The following is a 15,666-nucleotide window of genomic DNA, read 5'->3' on the forward strand; positions in this document are numbered from 1 at the left end:
ATGGCAAAAACATCTGGAAAAGCAAAAAAAGAGGCTGAGAAACAGAATACCTATAGTCGATATAAATCCTGGTTCTGGGCCATTTTTGCAATAGGAATTTCGGCGATTGTTCTTTTGTTCCTGCTTGCGAGTTGGGGCGTATTTGGAACTATGCCTACTTTTGAAGAACTGGAGAACCCCGAAACCAATCTGGCAACAGAAATTTTTTCATCAGATGGGGAGACTCTTGGGAAGTACTACAATGAAAATCGTACTCCGGTAAAGTATGAGGACCTGCCTCAACATTTGGTAGACGCTCTTGTTGCTACCGAAGATGAACGTTTTTATGACCATTCGGGAATAGATGCCCGGGGGACTTTACGTGCCGCTGTTTATCTTGGGGAAAGAGGTGGCGCAAGTACCATTTCGCAGCAGTTAGCTAAACAACTTTTTACACAGGATGTTTCCCAGAGCTTCGTAGGACGGGTTATGCAGAAATTTAAAGAGTGGATCATAGCCACCAGGCTTGAAAGACAGTATACCAAAGAAGAGATTATAACCATGTATCTCAATAAGTATGATTTTATTTATCAGGCTGTGGGAATAAGATCGGCTGCAAAAATTTATTTTAATAAAGAACCAAAAGACCTCACCCTCGAAGAATCGGCTGTACTGGTAGGAATGTTAGTTAACTCAGCATATTACAATCCCGTGCGGCGACCTGAGCTGGTAGAGCAGAGAAGAAATACTGTTTTGGGGCAAATGGAGAAAAATGACTATATCACCGAAGAAGAAAAAGATTCCCTTCAACAAATCCCAATGGAGATCACTTTTACTCCACAAGGTCATGATGAGGGGATTGCCACTTACTTCCGGGTTTATCTTCAGGGATTCATGAAAGACTGGATTGAAAAGAATCCAAAACCCGATGGTGGAAAATATAACATCTATCGCGACGGACTAAAGATCTACACCAGCATTGACAGTCGTATGCAGGAATATGCAGAAGAGGCAGTACATATGCACATTGCTAATCTGCAAAAGGAATTTGACAAACAGAACAAGAACAATAAGACCGCTCCTTTTAGGGACATATCAAATGAAGAGATCGAGAAACTCGTTACAGATGCAATGCGTCGTAGTGAACGCTGGAGGATTTTAAAAGACAAGGGTCTTTCTAATGAAGAGATTATTAAATCTTTTGATACACCGACACAAATGGAGGTGTTTTCCTGGAAAGGAAATATCGATACCCTTATGACCCCCAGAGATTCGATCTTTTACTATAAATCTTTTTTCCAGGCCGGGATGATGTCTATGACTCCGCAAACAGGAGAGGTAAAAGCCTGGGTAGGAGGAACCAACTTCAAGCACTTTAAATATGACCACGTAAAACAAGGGAAGAGACAGGTAGGTTCTACCTTTAAACCTTTTGTTTATGCAACGGCTATTGATCAGCTACACCTTTCTCCTTGTGATACGCTGCCAAAGAGCCTTCATACTATAGAAGCAGGTAAACATGGGAATCAAAATGACTGGACCCCTAAGAATAGCGGGGGAAAGGACGATGATTACGTGGGAATGGTTAGTCTTAAAAGAGGTCTTGCAGAATCGATTAATACCGTAACTGCAAGATTAATTGATCGTACGGGGCCTAAGCCTGTAATTGACCTGGTCGGGCAGCTTGGGATTGACACCGAAAATATTCCTGAGGTTCCTTCTATTGCCTTGGGCACGGCAGACCTTAGTGTTTTCGAAATGGTTTCGGCTTACAGTACTTTCGTAAATGAAGGTGTTTACGTGAAGCCGGTGATCGTGACCAGGATTGAAGACAAAAATGGAACTATTCTCTATCAACATGTGCCTCAAACCCGGGACGTTCTTAGCCAGGAGGCTGCATACGTTACTCTTAACCTTCTGGAAGGAGTAACTCAATACGGTTCGGGGACCAGGTTGAGAGGTGACTGGGCTGTAAACGATCCTTATTATAAAAGTGTGGTCACGGGTTATCCCTACAATTTCCACCGGGAGGAAATCCCTATTGCTGGTAAGACCGGAACTACTCAAAATCAAAGTGACGGCTGGTTTATTGGGATGGTTCCAAATCTCGCTACTGGCGTATGGGTGGGGGCCGAAGACAGAGCCGTTCACTTTGGAAATATTAGATATGGACAGGGAGCCGCGATGGCTTTGCCAATATGGGGAGTCTACATGAAGAAGGTATATGCCGATAAAGATTTGACGGTAGAAAAAGGACCTTTTCCGCGTCCCGAGGTACTTACTATTCAAACAGATTGTAGTTCTTATGGTCTAGATGATAGTAATGAAGAAGATCGCCTGCCAGACGAACTGGATTTTTAAAAATTACAGGAAATTTTTTCGAAATAGTTAGTAGAGGGTCCTTTGTATTGCGAAGGACCCTTAATTTTTTGTATTTTTCGAAATAAAATTACCAACAATGATTAATAAAACTGTACGGGATGTTTCTGAAGCACTTGAAGGGGTTCATGATGGCATGACTTTTATGCTCGGCGGCTTCGGATTAAGCGGGATTCCCGAAAATGCTATTTCTGAACTCGTGCGTCTCAACCTGAAAAATCTTACCTGTATTTCCAATAATGCGGGTGTTGATGATTTCGGACTGGGCCTGCTACTTCAAAAGAAACAGATCAATAAAATGATCTCTTCCTATGTGGGAGAGAATGCTGAATTTGAGCGGCAAATGCTCAGCGGCGAGCTGGACGTGGAATTAACGCCACAGGGAACGCTTGCGGCCAAGTGTCAGGCTGCACAACAGGGATTTCCTGCTATTTATACACCGGCTGGCTACGGGACCGAAGTTGCCGAGGGAAAAGAGACCCGGGAATTTAATGGGAAAATGTATGTACTTGAGGAAGCTTATAAAGCGGACTTTGCTTTCGTTAAAGCATGGAAAGGAGACAAAGCCGGAAATCTCATTTTTAAAGGAACAGCCAGGAACTTTAATCCCGTGATGTGCGGGGCTGCGACCATCACAGTGGCCGAAGTGGAGGAGCTGGTAGAGCCGGGCGAACTTGATCCAAATCAAATCCATATCCCGGGAATTTTCGTTCAGAGGATTTTTCAGGGGAAGGATTATGAGAAACGCATTGAACAAAGAACTGTAAGACAAAAGTAATTTGAGAATGAGCTAATTTGAAAATTTGAAAATTGAAAAAAGTGTAATATGAGAGATGATAAGGACAATCTTATAGTGAAGAAAACATTTGACTTTGCTCTTGAAACAATTGATTTTACTGAAAGATTGAGAACTCTTCACAAGTATGAAATGTCATCTCAATTGTTCAGAAGCGGAACTTCAATTGGCGCAAATGTCCGGGAAGCACAAAATGCAGAAAGCAATACCGATTTTATACATAAATTTAAAATTGCCGCTAAAGAGGCAGATGAAACAAATTATTGGCTGAGGTTATGTAAGGCTTCTTCTCATTATCCTGACCCTAAACCAGAATTATTTTCGGAACTTCAATTAATCTCCCGAATCACCTCAAAAATTATCAATTCAAGTAAAAGAAAAAGAGAATAGGAAGATAGGCTGCACTTAAAAGGGCTCATCTTCAAATCCTCAAGTTCACAAATCTTCAAATCAATAAAATGTTAGATAAAAACGGAATTGCAAAACGCATAGCTCAGGAAGTCAAAGACGGTTACTACGTTAACCTCGGAATTGGTATCCCAACTTTGGTAGCCAATTTTGTGCGGGATGATATAGAAGTTGAATTCCAGAGTGAAAATGGAATTCTTGGAATGGGGCCATTTCCTTTTGAAGGAGAAGAGGATGCCGATCTTATAAACGCGGGAAAACAAACTATCACAGCCTTACCGGGTGCAAGTTATTTTGATTCGGCTATGAGCTTCGGGATGATTCGGGGTCAGCATGTTGACCTCACTATACTTGGCGCTATGGAAGTGGCGGAGAACGGCGACATTGCCAATTGGAAAATTCCGGGGAAAATGGTAAAAGGAATGGGCGGTGCTATGGACCTTGTAGCCAGCGCCGAAAACATTATTGTAGCCATGATGCATACCAACCGTGCCGGAGAATCCAAACTGTTGAAGAGATGCACTTTGCCACTAACAGGGGTAGGATGTGTTACAAAAATTGTAACCAATCTTGCCGTACTTGAAGTGACCGACAAAGGTTTTAAGCTCCTGGAAAGAGCGCCGGGCGTAGGTGTTGAAGAAATAAAAGAAGCTACTGAAGGAACTTTGATTGTAGAGGGAGAAATTCCGGAGATGCAGATTTAAATTAGGGCGGACCTGCAAGGTTTCCAAAACCTTGTAGGTCTTTTTATTCCATAATGAAGACCTGCAAGATCGAAAAAAGACCCTGCAAGTCTGCTGCAGGGTCTTTTACATTTTACTTCTGAACGAAGATTTTAATCCAGAATAGAAGTAGAATTTTTCTCTAAATTCACCAGAAAATCAATTGCCTCATTAAATGGGATGATCTTCCCTCTGGAGTTCACTTGGGAAAAGTACTTGTGCCAACCGGCTTCTTCAATTCCTTTCTCTAATTCTTCTACCGCTTCCAGGGAGGGAAGTTTCCATATCGCGAAATATCTGTAATCACTTCTATGAGGAGTGTGTTCATCATTCAATGCCCAACCCAGATTTTCCAATCCCGCACGACTCATTTCCTGTATTCCGTCCTTAACTTTGTTCATATAAGAACGCCGGTCTTCTTTTGAAAGATCCATCCATTCCTTGGTTACATTCCATTGTTCAACGTATAAGTACATAATTCTCTTATTAAATTACACAAACACGAGTCTCAAAAATGGTATTTTAGAGATCTCTTTCTTAAATATACTAAAAGTTTGGAAGGCAGTAGGATAAATAACAGTTCCTTAAGTAATCTCTATGTGCATGATCTCGTGATCTTCAAGAAGTGGCTCTTGTCTTAGTCTAAGGATGACCTGGGCTATAGCTACCACGTCCCTCTCACAGTACGAAACAATCCTGTCAACATTTCCTTCCTCATAGAAGACTTTGCAGACTTCACTTCCATCAATATCCTCTTTTGGTGAAGGTATACCGAGAACATTGCAGAGTAATTTTAAAGAAGTATAGTGCTTGTAATCTCCAAACTTCCATAACTCTAAGGTGTCAAGGTGAGGAACTTCCCACGGCCTTTTCCCAAAAAGATTCAGCTTGTTTGGAAGTTCTATGTTGTGGATGAGCATTCTTCTCGCGATGTATGGAAAATCAAATTCTTTCCCGTTATGCGCACACAGCAGGTGTTGAGGCCCTCCAAAATGGCTTTCCAGAAGGGATTTAAAAGCTATAAGCAGCTCTTTTTCTTCTCCACAAAAAGTAGTCGTCCTGAATGTCCTCTTCTCTCCCTGAAAAGCAAAATATCCTACCGAAATACAGATGATCTTTCCGAACTCTGCCCAAATCCCCGCCCGGTCATAGAATTCTTCGGGAGTAAATTCTTCCTTGCGTTGATATTGAGATTTTGCTGCCCATAATTTCTGCTTCTCTTCAGAAAGTTCGGCAAAAGTGGCATTTTCGGGAACTGTTTCAATGTCGAGGAACAGCAGATTGCGTAATGCGATTTTCTTGATCATGTGCTTCAAGAGTTTTTAACACCTCCTCAAGATAAACATAAAAATCATTTGGATGTTCTTTGTCATCGGGAACTTCACCTCCTTCTTGCCCCAGCCGCACAATAATTACATCTTTCTGCGGAAGTACAATTACATATTGGCCCAGAATTCCGCGGAAGTAAAACACTTCCTGCCCCTTAAAATCCTTCAGCCAAATTCCCAATCCGTAATGAGGATAATCCTCCAGTTGCGGCCGAATTGATTGGGCCACATAAGCTGAATCAAGCAGCTGTTTCCCTTGCCATTTTCCGAAGTTATTGTATAGCTTCCCGAAACGGGCAAAGTCCCGGGCATTAGAGGCGATGCAGCAAAAGGCTTTTTCCATGCCGCTTTCCTCACTGTCCAGCTGCCAGAAGGCATCCTCTTTCATGCCCATAGGTTTCCAGAAGCTCTCGCTCATATATTCCGAAACATTCTTTCCCGTCGCTTTTTCCAGAACCATCGCCAGGAGCTGGGTGTTGCCACTCAGATATTTAAACTCTTCCCCCGGCTCCTTTACAACTTCAAGATCCATGATCATTTCGCGTATATCATCATCGAGATAAGCTTTGATCGTCATCGAAAATGGATTGTAGTAGCTTTCGTCCCAGTTAAGGCCGGAGAACATGGAGACGAGGTGGCGCAAAGTCAGCCGTTCATCAAACTGCGGAAAAAAATCTGCCACAGCCTGATCCAGGTTTTCTATATGACCTTCAGCAATAGCTTTTCCAAGTAGAGCTGCCACGAAACTCTTTGCCATTGAAAAGGAATTGGTGTGCGAAGTGGAGCCATAACCTTCAGAATAGCTTTCATACCAAATGCTGTCATTTTTAATAATCAAAAAAGCCACTGTTCCTGCCTCTTCGTTCTTTTCCTGAAGTGCTTCTGTAAGCGAAAGTTTGTTGTAGTTCTTATGCTGTGGCCAGGGTTGTGGCTGTCCGGCTTCAATTTTTCGGTTGTCGAAAAACCTGTGGTCATCTATATGAGCACTAAGGTGCCCTTGCAGATAGCTGGACTGGATCCCTTTGAAAATATAGTCAAAGTTGAAAAGAAATGCAACCCCCACGAATAGGATCAAAAAAAGAAACGTTCCAAAAATGGCTTTTTTGAGACCTCTCATTGAAACAGGCTTTGTTGTTTGTGAGGCTGTTCATGGTCGAGCAGCCATTTTTTTCGCCATAATCCGCCGGCATATCCGGTAAGATTTCCGTTGCTTCCAATAACCCTATGACAGGGAATAATTATCCAAAGCGGATTCTTTCCATTAGCTGCTGCCACAGCCCGTATCGCGAGTGGATCTCCGAGATTTTTTGCCAGATCCATGTATGAAACTGTTTTTCCATAGGGAATGTTTTGCAGTGCCTGCCAAACTCTCTTCTGAAATTCTGTTCCCTGGGGATTTAATTTTAAGTCGAACTCCTTCCGTTCTCCTGAAAAATACTGCTGCAGCTGTTCGATTGCTTCCTGAAGTTCCGGTGCTGAGGAGGTAGAGGACTCGGCTGCTTCTTCAGTAAGAAGTAATTTAGAGATCCCACTTTTATCCCCCTCTAAAATGGCATTTCCAAGAGGAGTTTTAAGGAAAGTTCTATTCATTACTTTTTTCCTTGTCACCCGGTTGATCCTGCTTTAAAAGTCCCAATTTCTTGGCTCTTTTTTCCCAGTTCTCCCGCGCCAGTACCTGCATATTCTGGACGTTGTCACTTTCATCCATAATCTCCAGTCCCATAAGAGTTTCAATAATGTCTTCCATGGTAACAAGACCTATTGTGTTTCCATAATGATCAACTACCATTGCAAGATGTGTTCTCTCCTGAATGAACCTGTCAAAAAGTTGTGGGATGGGTGTTTCCTCAGGAGTCATAAGAATTTCTCTTTTTAAGATTTTTAGAGGCTCAGGTCCTTTCTGATCCAGCATTTCTTCAAGGATATCATCTTTTAAAACGAAGCCCGTAATGTCATTCACCTGTTTGTCATAGACCGGGATGCGGGAAAATCTAAGGTTACGGTGCTGGCTGTGAAATTTTTCAATGCTGGTGTTTTCGTCTTCTGTTATGGCGACGGAAAAAGGGGTCATCACGTCTTTGGCTTTTACTTTTTTGAAAATTAGCATGTTCTTGATGACCGTAGTTTCCTGCTCTTCGAAAACTCCTTCTTCTTCGGCTACATCGGTTATTGCGATGAATTCTTCCCTGCTCATGGAGCTTACATGAGCCGATTTTCCAATAAGTCGCGTGGTGAGCATCATAAGCCATAGAATGCCGGTGTACTTCAGCGGAAAAACAAACGCTTTAAGCGATTGTGCCGTAAAGTTCCCCAAACTTTTCCAGTAGGTGGCCCCTATTGTTTTCGGTATTATTTCAGAAATAATTAAAATTGCAAGAGTCATAACTACCGAAACGATCCCAACTGCATTACCGCCGTCACCAAACACCTTCTCTGCCTGTACTCCCACCAGAATGGCCCCAACTGTGTGAGCTATGGTATTTATGCTTAGGATAGCGACTAGGGGTTTGTCAACGTCCTGCTTAAATTTCGTCAGGGTGTGAGCATAAGCTTTGCCCTCCCTTATTTTGATCTTCAAATGAGATGGGGTAAAACTAAGAAAGGCTGCCTCTAAAATCGAGCACATGAAGGAAAAAAAAATGGCCAGTACGGCATATAAAATGAGTAATTCCATTCGGGTCTTTAGGTTTCAAAGATGTTTAAAACATGATCGCGACAAGATCATCTTCTGTAATTTTACTGAAATATTCTTTAAGGTTGAATTGGGACAGTTTTTCCCTTATCATTTTTTCTTCATGACGGGTATTCTTCAGCGCCTGTTCAATTGGACCAATATCCTTGAGGTGAAAAAAGTCACCGGTGATCTTTACCTCCTGGATGATTCCATTTGTAACATTCATGTTCATTTCAACGGTTCCGCCCGGCGTACGCGCACCCTGCCTGAAGTTGTAGTCTGGGGAATAGCCGAAGTTCCATTCCCAGGTGCTGTATTTTTCATCCCTTATTTTTTGAATTGTCGCCAGGTCCTTTTCGGTAAATTCATACATACGGGCATCTGCAAAAGTGGAGGTGATATGGTCCATCACCCGGTCTGTGAATTCATCGAGTGTGATCTTTTTGGGCAGGTGGTCGCTGATATTGGTTACCCGGTTGGGTACAGATTTCACTCCCCGATCCTTGTACTTCAAAGGATTAATCTTTAAAGCGCCACTTATATCTTTCATTTCTGAAGAAAACAAAAGTGTACCGTGGTGTAAAACCTTGTTTTTAAAGACATGTTCTGCATTACCAGAAAATTTTTTACCGTTGATAGTGAGATCATTTCGGCCTTCAAATTTTGCATCCACTCCAAGCTGTTTAAGAACCTCAATAATTGGTTTGGTGTAGCGTTCAAAATCGATCATCTCATAGCTGTCGCCGGTTCGGGTAAATGAAAAGTTGAGATTTCCCAAATCATGATAAACTGCACCGCCGCCAGACAAGCGCCTAACAACTTTAATTCCTCGTTCTTTTACGTACTCATGGTTAATCTCTGCCTGGGTGTTCTGATGTTTTCCTACTATGATTGCATTATCGTTTCGCCATAGCATAAAACAATCTTCTTCAATATGTTTGAAAATATATTCGTCTGTCGCGATATTAAAATAAGGATCTGTAGAATGATGTTTTATGCAAAGCATGTTCTGGTCTATTTCTCTCAAAAATAATAAAGCCAAACCGGAAACTTCCCAAAAGAGAATTAATTCTGCATTTTTCAATAGATAAACTGAAAAGATTAGGCGCGATCAATCCTATTAACCGCGCCTTTTCCTATTAACATTCTTTCCCGTCTATTCTTTACTGGTTTTCTTATCTACCTCCTCTTTCCAATCCTTGCCCACTGCCGATAGATATTCCGAATAGTTCCAGGTGTCAAGGCTGGAGTGAAGGTCAGGATCTTTTTGAGCGACATAAGTTTCATCTTCGGGCGTTGCGGTAACTTTGAGTCCGCAGCTTTGGAGCATGGAGATAATTCCCTGGTGGTTTGGAGCCCACCAGTTGGTAGGATCTCCTGCAAGTTTGTGCTCAATAAATGCCATTTTTGGCCAGGCGTTTTCTTTCATGATCTCCCGCTTGTGGAATTCGACATCTTCCGGAATTTCCATTTCCTCCTGTCCCGGCAAGGAAAGCGTTTGGAAGACCATCATTTTTTTGACCTTTTGAGAGAGTATATCCATGGCAAGCATAGGATATCGCAAGTGATAAAAAACTCCCATGAACCACACCAGGTCAAACTGTTCTTCGGTATGGGCAAGATCGTAAACCTGCATTTGCTTAAATCTTATTTTGTCATCTAACTCAAATTCTTTGGCGGCCCATTTTGCCTGTCTCAGGTAATGTTCGTCAAGATCTATGGCCAGCACCTCTGCGCCACGTTTTGCTAGTTCCAAAGAGTAAAAGCCGGCGTTGCAGCCTATATCAAGCACCTTCCAGCCTTCAAGATCTTTGGGGATAGCATCTTTGATCTTTTCCCATTTAAATTTCGGAAAATCCCCAAGAAAATGATCGGGTGCGGTTTGGGTGCCGTCGGGTAGGTGGATATTATGAAACCAGGGTTCCAATTCTTTTATTTCTTGTTGGGTAGACATAAATTTTATACCTTTTCTGAAGGTTTGAGTACCTCCTTTACGTAATTAATCAATTCTTTCGCTCTTGCACGTGCCGTGTGATATTTTAGAACTTTTTGCCGTGCATTTTCGCCTATCTGCTTTCTCTCCTCTTCAGAAATGCTTCGGAAGTATTCTTCCGCTTCTTCGCTGTTGCGGGCAATTAGAATTTCCTTTTCCTGCTCGAAAATACTGTGGATCCCATCCCAATAATCTGAAATAATCGGTACCCCGCAGGCGGCGGCTTCAAAAAGTCTGACGCTCGGGGAATAGCCGGCTTTGATCATATCTTCCCGGGTCACGTTTAGTGTGAACTCCTGAGAGTTGTAAAAATCCCGGTGTTCAGCCGGAGGCAGGTGATCTATTCGCTCCACGTTTTGGGACCAGGGAAAATCTTCGGGATATTGAGGACCTGCCACTACAAATTTTTCAGAAGGGAATTGTGCTGCCGGTTTATTCAGTAGTTCCTGTACTGTGGGTTGCCTGTCATCACTGTAAGTGCCGAGGTAGCCCATTTTCCATTTTTTTTCCCGGTCTTCAGGATAATAGAGATCGGGATCAACAGAGCAATAAAGGGCTCTTGCCATTGGGGAACCGTAGTGGTTTTCCAGATGCCGGAGAATGGGACCTCCCGAAAATGACAAATACATGTCATATTTCGGGATAATTTCAGGATCCAGGTATTCGTAATCTTTTCTTTCAAGTTTCGCCAAAGTAACCGGAGTATCGATATCGTAAAAAGCGGTTACTCCGTTGGCTGTTTCTATCGCCCAGTTTCCAACTTCCACGCCTTGCTGCACATAAGAGCCAACGATCACCACATCGGCCGCTTCTACTTCTTCTTTATAATCAGATTTCAGCTCTTCATTGGTTTTGTAAAGGCCAACCCGACAAAAATCGGGATTGGGCATATCACGATGTGGAGCGTACCACGGCACATCTTTCTCCAGGAACAGGATATCATGTCCCAGCGCCTTGAGCTCCTTAAGAAGCGCCCGATACGTTGTGGCATGGCCGTTTCCCCAGGATGAAGTAACCGAAAGTCCTATAATTACAAATTTCATTATTTAGTGTTTTTGTTCTTCAGGTTGAAGTTTTTCAGAAATAACCGACTCCAGCAATTCTGCACGGTGTTCGTATGTGTGTTCAGCTAAAACTTTTTCATAAGCGGCTTTTCCTATTTTTTCGGCTTTTTCCGAAGTAAGGCCGGTAAGGATCATTTGTACTTCTTCGCCGCTGTTGGCAACCAGGATTTCTTTTCCGGGTTCAAAAAAGGTTTCAATTCCTTCCCAATAATCTGTGATTAAACAAGCTCCGGCACCGGCGGCCTCAAATACGCGGGTGGCAGGAGAGAAACCATATTTTGCCATACTGTCCCGGCTTATATTCAGAACGGCTTTGGGCGTGCAGTTAAAGGCGTTGTGATCTTTGGTGTAGACGTGCCCAAGATAATCTATGTTTTTAGGCATCTTTTTATCCCCCCAGCCGCTGCCTCCCAGGAGAAACTTATCATCGGGAAGGGTTTGTGCCGGCTTGATGAAAAATTCTTCTACTCGTTTTTCGCGGTCGGGGAGACGGTTACCTAAAAATGCCAGAGTGCCGTCGAATTTTGAATTTGGATCTACAGGAAAATGTGTGTCTGTATCTAAAGCGTTATAAATGGGAACACATCTTTTTGCGCCATTTCGTTCGTAGGCATCAATGACTGGTTGGCCGCCGCCATAGGTAAGGACGAAATCGTATTTTGGCACCAGTGCATTAAACGGATCTGAAGGATCGGACTCAATACGATCCAAGGTTGCCGGCGCATCAACATCCCAAAAGATGATGAGGTTGTCCTCCTTCTTTAACTGTACTACAGCATCTTCAAGAAAATCATCAAAAGCGCCAACACCGCTGGCTTTAATAATAACATCTGCTTCTGATGCTTCCCGGAGCAGCCCCTGTAGGGTTACTTTATCTTCAGGATAAACTTTTACGGTGCACCATTCGGGATCTTCTATGTCCCTATGTTCCTGTCTCCCGTAAATATCGGGTTCGTAAAATGTCACTTCATGCCCCATTTTGTGTAGAGCCTTAACAATTCCACGATAATATGTAGCCGCCCCGTTCCAATAAGCAGATACTATACTGGATCCAAAAAAGGCGATTTTCAGGTTTCTTTTCATGCTTCCTGGTTTTTGTGGTTGATAGGAAAGATCTTGTCTTGGGGCAGGCCAAGCTCCTGTAATATTCCCTCAAGAGCATTGACTCTGTGGGCACAGGTGTGTTTTTCAAGGATGGTCTTGCGGCCGTTTTTTGAAAGACTTCGGGCAAGCTGTGCACTTTTAATTACTTCAGCAAGCTTATAGCCCATGTCATTTCCATCTTTAGCGATTAAGTAATCTTCTCCCGGTGTGAATAAATTTTCTGCATCATCCCAGGGAGAGCAAATTAATGGAATGCCGCAGGATAATGCTTCAAATGGCCGGATAGTAGGGATTCCCGGCAACATTTCCACATATGGCCGTCGTGGCACATGTACTGTAACTTTATATTTGGCAAAAACCTCCGGCACTTTGTAATTTGGAAGCCATCCGCCGTATTCGATCCCGGCATCTTCCAGTGCTTTCCTGGCTTTTTCGGGATAACGTACGCCGTAAACTTTTGCCTTCAGCTTTAGTTCTTTTATGGGTTCAATAAGAAACTCCATGAGTTCCTCGGTTCTTTCCCCATCGCCCCAGTTTCCTATCCACACAAGGTCTCCTTCTTTCTCTTCATCTCTGTTCGGACTAAAGAAATCGGCATCGGCAGCTTCGTGCCACGTCCAGACTTTATCTACCCATTTTCTCTCCTCATAGATCTTCTCAATCACATCACCAAAGACAAGTGCGCCATCAAAGTGTGAGAAATCAAATTTTTTCATCTCTTTTTCTGCTGAAACAGCACGGTGATGGGTATCGTGAAAGAGCAGTTTAAAACCGAATTTTTCTTTCTGCTTTCCTATTTCGGTGATAAAATTGGGCTCATTCCATTCGTGCACGAGCACAAGGTCGGCCTTACCAAGTATATTTTGATAGTTCAGTTTTTTCTCGGGATTGTAAAACTGCGGATTCAGTGACGGATAATACTGCCGGAATTCATCCAGCCGCTCGGCACCGTGATCCTTCAGCAGGTTCTTGAGGCTCCAGCCACCTTCGGGTTCATAGACATCAACGTCGTGCCCCCGCTTTTGAAGTTCCTTTACAGTTCCCCTCAAAAAATGCGCATTCCCATGATTCCAGTCGGAATAAAGAGAATGGTAAAACATCACTATTTTCATACACTCATCAATTTTTCTTCTTTTTCCAGGATTTCCCGGTAAAGGTCATAGTAAGCCGTTCCCATTTTTTCTGCGGAATATTCTCCTGCCCGGGCTCTGGCTTTTCCTGAAAGTTCTTCCAGAAATTGAGAACTTTCGAGAAGATGGGCTATTGTTTTTTCTGCTTCGGCTTCATCTTTGGGATCGAAGAAAAGAGCTGCATCATGCCATAATTCTTTTAAAGTTTCCAGCTCGCTCAGGACCAGCGCACAGCCATTCCCTGCAGCCTCAAGAATTGCGAGGCCAAATGGTTCATAGCGGGTTGGGCTAACAAAAATGCTCGCCCGCTGCATCCATTCCTGAACTTCTTCAGGAGATAATTTCCCCAGAAATTTGACATTTTTGAGACTACATTCTTTTCCTGTATTAGGATTTACAGCGTCACCGGCCACATATACCGGCCACGGTAAGCGTTCTGCAATATTTGAAAGCAGGGAGAGATTTTTGGCTTCATCCCACATCCTGCCCAAACAGAGAATGAATTTCTCCTGAGGTTTTGTAACTTCCGAAGGGAGGATTCGTCCGTTGTGGATCACCATAGTTTCCGAAGTAAAAAGATGAGCATCCTGCGCACTCTTCAAAATTGCTTTTGTAGGTGCAACTACAATGTGAGATTCTTCAAGAGATTCCTTAACGATTTGGGAATATCGATCCCAATCTTCCGGAGCATTTTTTCCTTTTACAGCCTGCCACCAGGTGCGCACACAGGAGTGGAAAACCGTAATCACTGGGGCCGTCCACTCTTCTTCTACGTGAGCGTAATTGTTGAAGTGCACCAAATCTGGTTGTGCAGTCTGGTAAATGCTGTTAATCCATTTTCTTGACTGCTCTACATCTTCCCATGGATCTTCCATCCATTCAAGCTTGTAATCGCTTTTATAGCAGGTCACATTCGGAATTTTCTCGGCCTCTACCTGCTGTGCCGGCGAAGGCCAGCCACCAAGGGCTACTAAATGCACATGCACATCATACTGCGCCAGAGCCCTGCAGAGTTCGAGTGAATACACCCATACTCCTCCTACCGTATCGGTAGTCATCAACACCTTCATCTTCTTATCTCCCATATATGCGGTCTATTACTTCGGCTGTTTTTATAAATTCGGTGGCTGATTTTTCATCGAACCGGTTGTTCTCTAATAAGTTTTCTACCCAGACTACTCCGGCCCGTCCACTCCATTCGTCGGGAGGGGATTCGAGAGTTTCAGTTTGGGTGCCGTGATATTTTTCGGCTTTAAAATCGTAAAATGAGCCATTGATATTTTTGAAAGAAGCTCCACCTTTAGTTCCGTAAAATGTGGCTTCTATTATGGCGTCTTTTCCTGCGGAAACATGCCAGGAACATTCCAGGTTGATCACCTGATCTTTTTCTGAAGTGAGGTTAACACTGGCGAAATCTTCCACGTGCTCCTCAAAAGAAGTCAGTTTTTGTCCCTTATGAAAAAGGTGGCTTCTTACATCCTTTATTTCCGGAAAATCAAGGCTCCACAGCGCGAGATCTACCAGATGAATTCCCAGGTCCATTACACAACCACCTCCGGATTTTTCAATGTCGTAAAACCAATCCTTATCGGGCCCGTAGGCATTGTGAAAAGTGAGATCTACAGCATAGATATCTCCTATTTCCCCTTTTTGGATGGTATCATACACCGCTCTAAAAGCTTTTGTGTAGCGATATGAAAGATCAACGGCCAATAGTTTGTCTGCCTCCCTGGAGGCTTGAACGACCTGCTTTACTTCTTCGGCTGTACGTCCTAAAGGTTTCTGGCAGAAAACTGCTTTTCCGCGTTTTAGAGCTTCCATACTTTGATTCGCATGCATGGCACTGGGCGTGGCAATGACGATACCGTCGAGGTTTTCTTCAGCAAAAAGTTCTTCGGGAGAGGTCTTCAAAATGGCATTTTTGGCACTCTTTTTAGCAGCATCCGAATTTTCAGAATTTGGTTCTGTGATCGCTGTCGCCTGGGCACTCGTATTGTTTAGAATAGCTTCCATTCGGTTGCGGCCAATCCAGCCCACGCCCAGAAAACCCAGGGATAATTCTTTATTGGTTGGTTGAGTCGTAATCATT

Annotated in this window: 16 protein-coding genes; 4 read left to right on the plus strand and 12 right to left on the minus strand. The window is 43.2% G+C overall.

Annotation, left to right across the window (positions count from 1 at the left end; translation table 11 throughout):
• The 4 genes from H148_RS0108010 (at window position 1) to H148_RS0108025 (ending at window position 4,266) form a co-directional block, all read left to right on the plus strand.
• Entirely contained in the window at window positions 1–2,340 is a 2,340-nt protein-coding gene (locus H148_RS0108010) for a penicillin-binding protein 1A (protein WP_029034342.1), read from the plus strand.
• 97 nt (window positions 2,341–2,437) lie between these two features.
• Window positions 2,438–3,136, plus strand: a complete 699-nt coding sequence (locus H148_RS0108015) for a CoA transferase subunit A (protein ID WP_029034343.1) — start codon at window positions 2,438–2,440, stop codon at window positions 3,134–3,136.
• A gap of 48 nt (window positions 3,137–3,184) precedes the next feature.
• Window positions 3,185–3,544: a four helix bundle protein gene (locus H148_RS0108020; RefSeq protein ID WP_029034344.1), complete on the plus strand. Its 360-nt coding sequence runs from the start codon at window positions 3,185–3,187 to the stop codon at window positions 3,542–3,544.
• A 68-nt stretch (window positions 3,545–3,612) separates the two neighbouring features.
• Window positions 3,613–4,266, plus strand: coding sequence for a CoA transferase subunit B (locus tag H148_RS0108025; RefSeq protein ID WP_029034345.1), 654 nt, complete (start codon window positions 3,613–3,615; stop codon window positions 4,264–4,266).
• A gap of 131 nt (window positions 4,267–4,397) precedes the next feature.
• On the opposite strand, the gene H148_RS0108030 is transcribed toward H148_RS0108025, so the two are convergent.
• The 12 genes from H148_RS0108030 to H148_RS0108085 form a co-directional block, all read right to left on the minus strand.
• Window positions 4,398–4,760: a DUF6616 family protein gene (locus H148_RS0108030; protein ID WP_029034346.1), complete on the minus strand. Its 363-nt coding sequence runs from the start codon at window positions 4,758–4,760 to the stop codon at window positions 4,398–4,400.
• Between the two features lie 108 nt (window positions 4,761–4,868).
• Window positions 4,869–5,591, minus strand: a complete 723-nt coding sequence (locus H148_RS0108035; RefSeq protein WP_029034347.1) for a 3'-5' exonuclease — start codon at window positions 5,589–5,591, stop codon at window positions 4,869–4,871.
• Window positions 5,545–6,729 carry a serine hydrolase domain-containing protein gene (locus H148_RS17500; protein ID WP_037324848.1) on the minus strand — a complete coding sequence of 395 codons (1,185 nt, stop codon included), beginning with the start codon at window positions 6,727–6,729 and terminating at the stop codon, window positions 5,545–5,547. The genes H148_RS0108035 and H148_RS17500 overlap by 47 nt, the downstream gene beginning before the upstream one ends.
• Window positions 6,726–7,202 carry a methylated-DNA--[protein]-cysteine S-methyltransferase gene (locus H148_RS0108045; RefSeq protein ID WP_029034348.1) on the minus strand — a complete coding sequence of 159 codons (477 nt, stop codon included), beginning with the start codon at window positions 7,200–7,202 and terminating at the stop codon, window positions 6,726–6,728. Before H148_RS0108045 ends, H148_RS17500 begins: the two co-directional genes overlap by 4 nt.
• Window positions 7,195–8,286, minus strand: coding sequence for a CNNM domain-containing protein (locus H148_RS0108050; protein WP_029034349.1), 1,092 nt, complete (start codon window positions 8,284–8,286; stop codon window positions 7,195–7,197). The genes H148_RS0108045 and H148_RS0108050 overlap by 8 nt, the downstream gene beginning before the upstream one ends.
• A gap of 25 nt (window positions 8,287–8,311) precedes the next feature.
• The gene (gene lplA / locus H148_RS0108055; protein ID WP_245583401.1) at window positions 8,312–9,370 is read right to left on the minus strand and encodes a lipoate--protein ligase; all 1,059 of its coding nucleotides are present in this window, start codon (window positions 9,368–9,370) and stop codon (window positions 8,312–8,314) included.
• A gap of 72 nt (window positions 9,371–9,442) precedes the next feature.
• A complete protein-coding gene (locus H148_RS0108060; protein ID WP_029034351.1) occupies window positions 9,443–10,240 on the minus strand; it encodes a TIGR04290 family methyltransferase in 798 nt (265 codons plus the stop codon).
• Window positions 10,241–10,245: 5 nt separating this feature from the next.
• Window positions 10,246–11,322 carry a CgeB family protein gene (locus H148_RS0108065; protein WP_029034352.1) on the minus strand — a complete coding sequence of 359 codons (1,077 nt, stop codon included), beginning with the start codon at window positions 11,320–11,322 and terminating at the stop codon, window positions 10,246–10,248.
• Window positions 11,323–11,325: 3 nt separating this feature from the next.
• A complete protein-coding gene (locus H148_RS0108070; protein ID WP_029034353.1) occupies window positions 11,326–12,426 on the minus strand; it encodes a CgeB family protein in 1,101 nt (366 codons plus the stop codon).
• Window positions 12,423–13,559, minus strand: a complete 1,137-nt coding sequence (locus tag H148_RS0108075) for a CgeB family protein (RefSeq protein WP_029034354.1) — start codon at window positions 13,557–13,559, stop codon at window positions 12,423–12,425. The genes H148_RS0108070 and H148_RS0108075 overlap by 4 nt, the downstream gene beginning before the upstream one ends.
• Window positions 13,556–14,662 carry a glycosyltransferase family 4 protein gene (locus H148_RS0108080; RefSeq protein WP_051286306.1) on the minus strand — a complete coding sequence of 369 codons (1,107 nt, stop codon included), beginning with the start codon at window positions 14,660–14,662 and terminating at the stop codon, window positions 13,556–13,558. The genes H148_RS0108075 and H148_RS0108080 overlap by 4 nt, the downstream gene beginning before the upstream one ends.
• Complete coding sequence (locus tag H148_RS0108085; protein ID WP_037324851.1) at window positions 14,652–15,665, minus strand: Gfo/Idh/MocA family protein; 1,014 nt, start codon at window positions 15,663–15,665, stop codon at window positions 14,652–14,654. Before H148_RS0108085 ends, H148_RS0108080 begins: the two co-directional genes overlap by 11 nt.
• Window position 15,666: the final 1 nt, after the last annotated feature.

The organism is Salinimicrobium terrae DSM 17865 (assembly GCF_000424665.1).
Taxonomy (GTDB): domain Bacteria; phylum Bacteroidota; class Bacteroidia; order Flavobacteriales; family Flavobacteriaceae; genus Salinimicrobium; species Salinimicrobium terrae.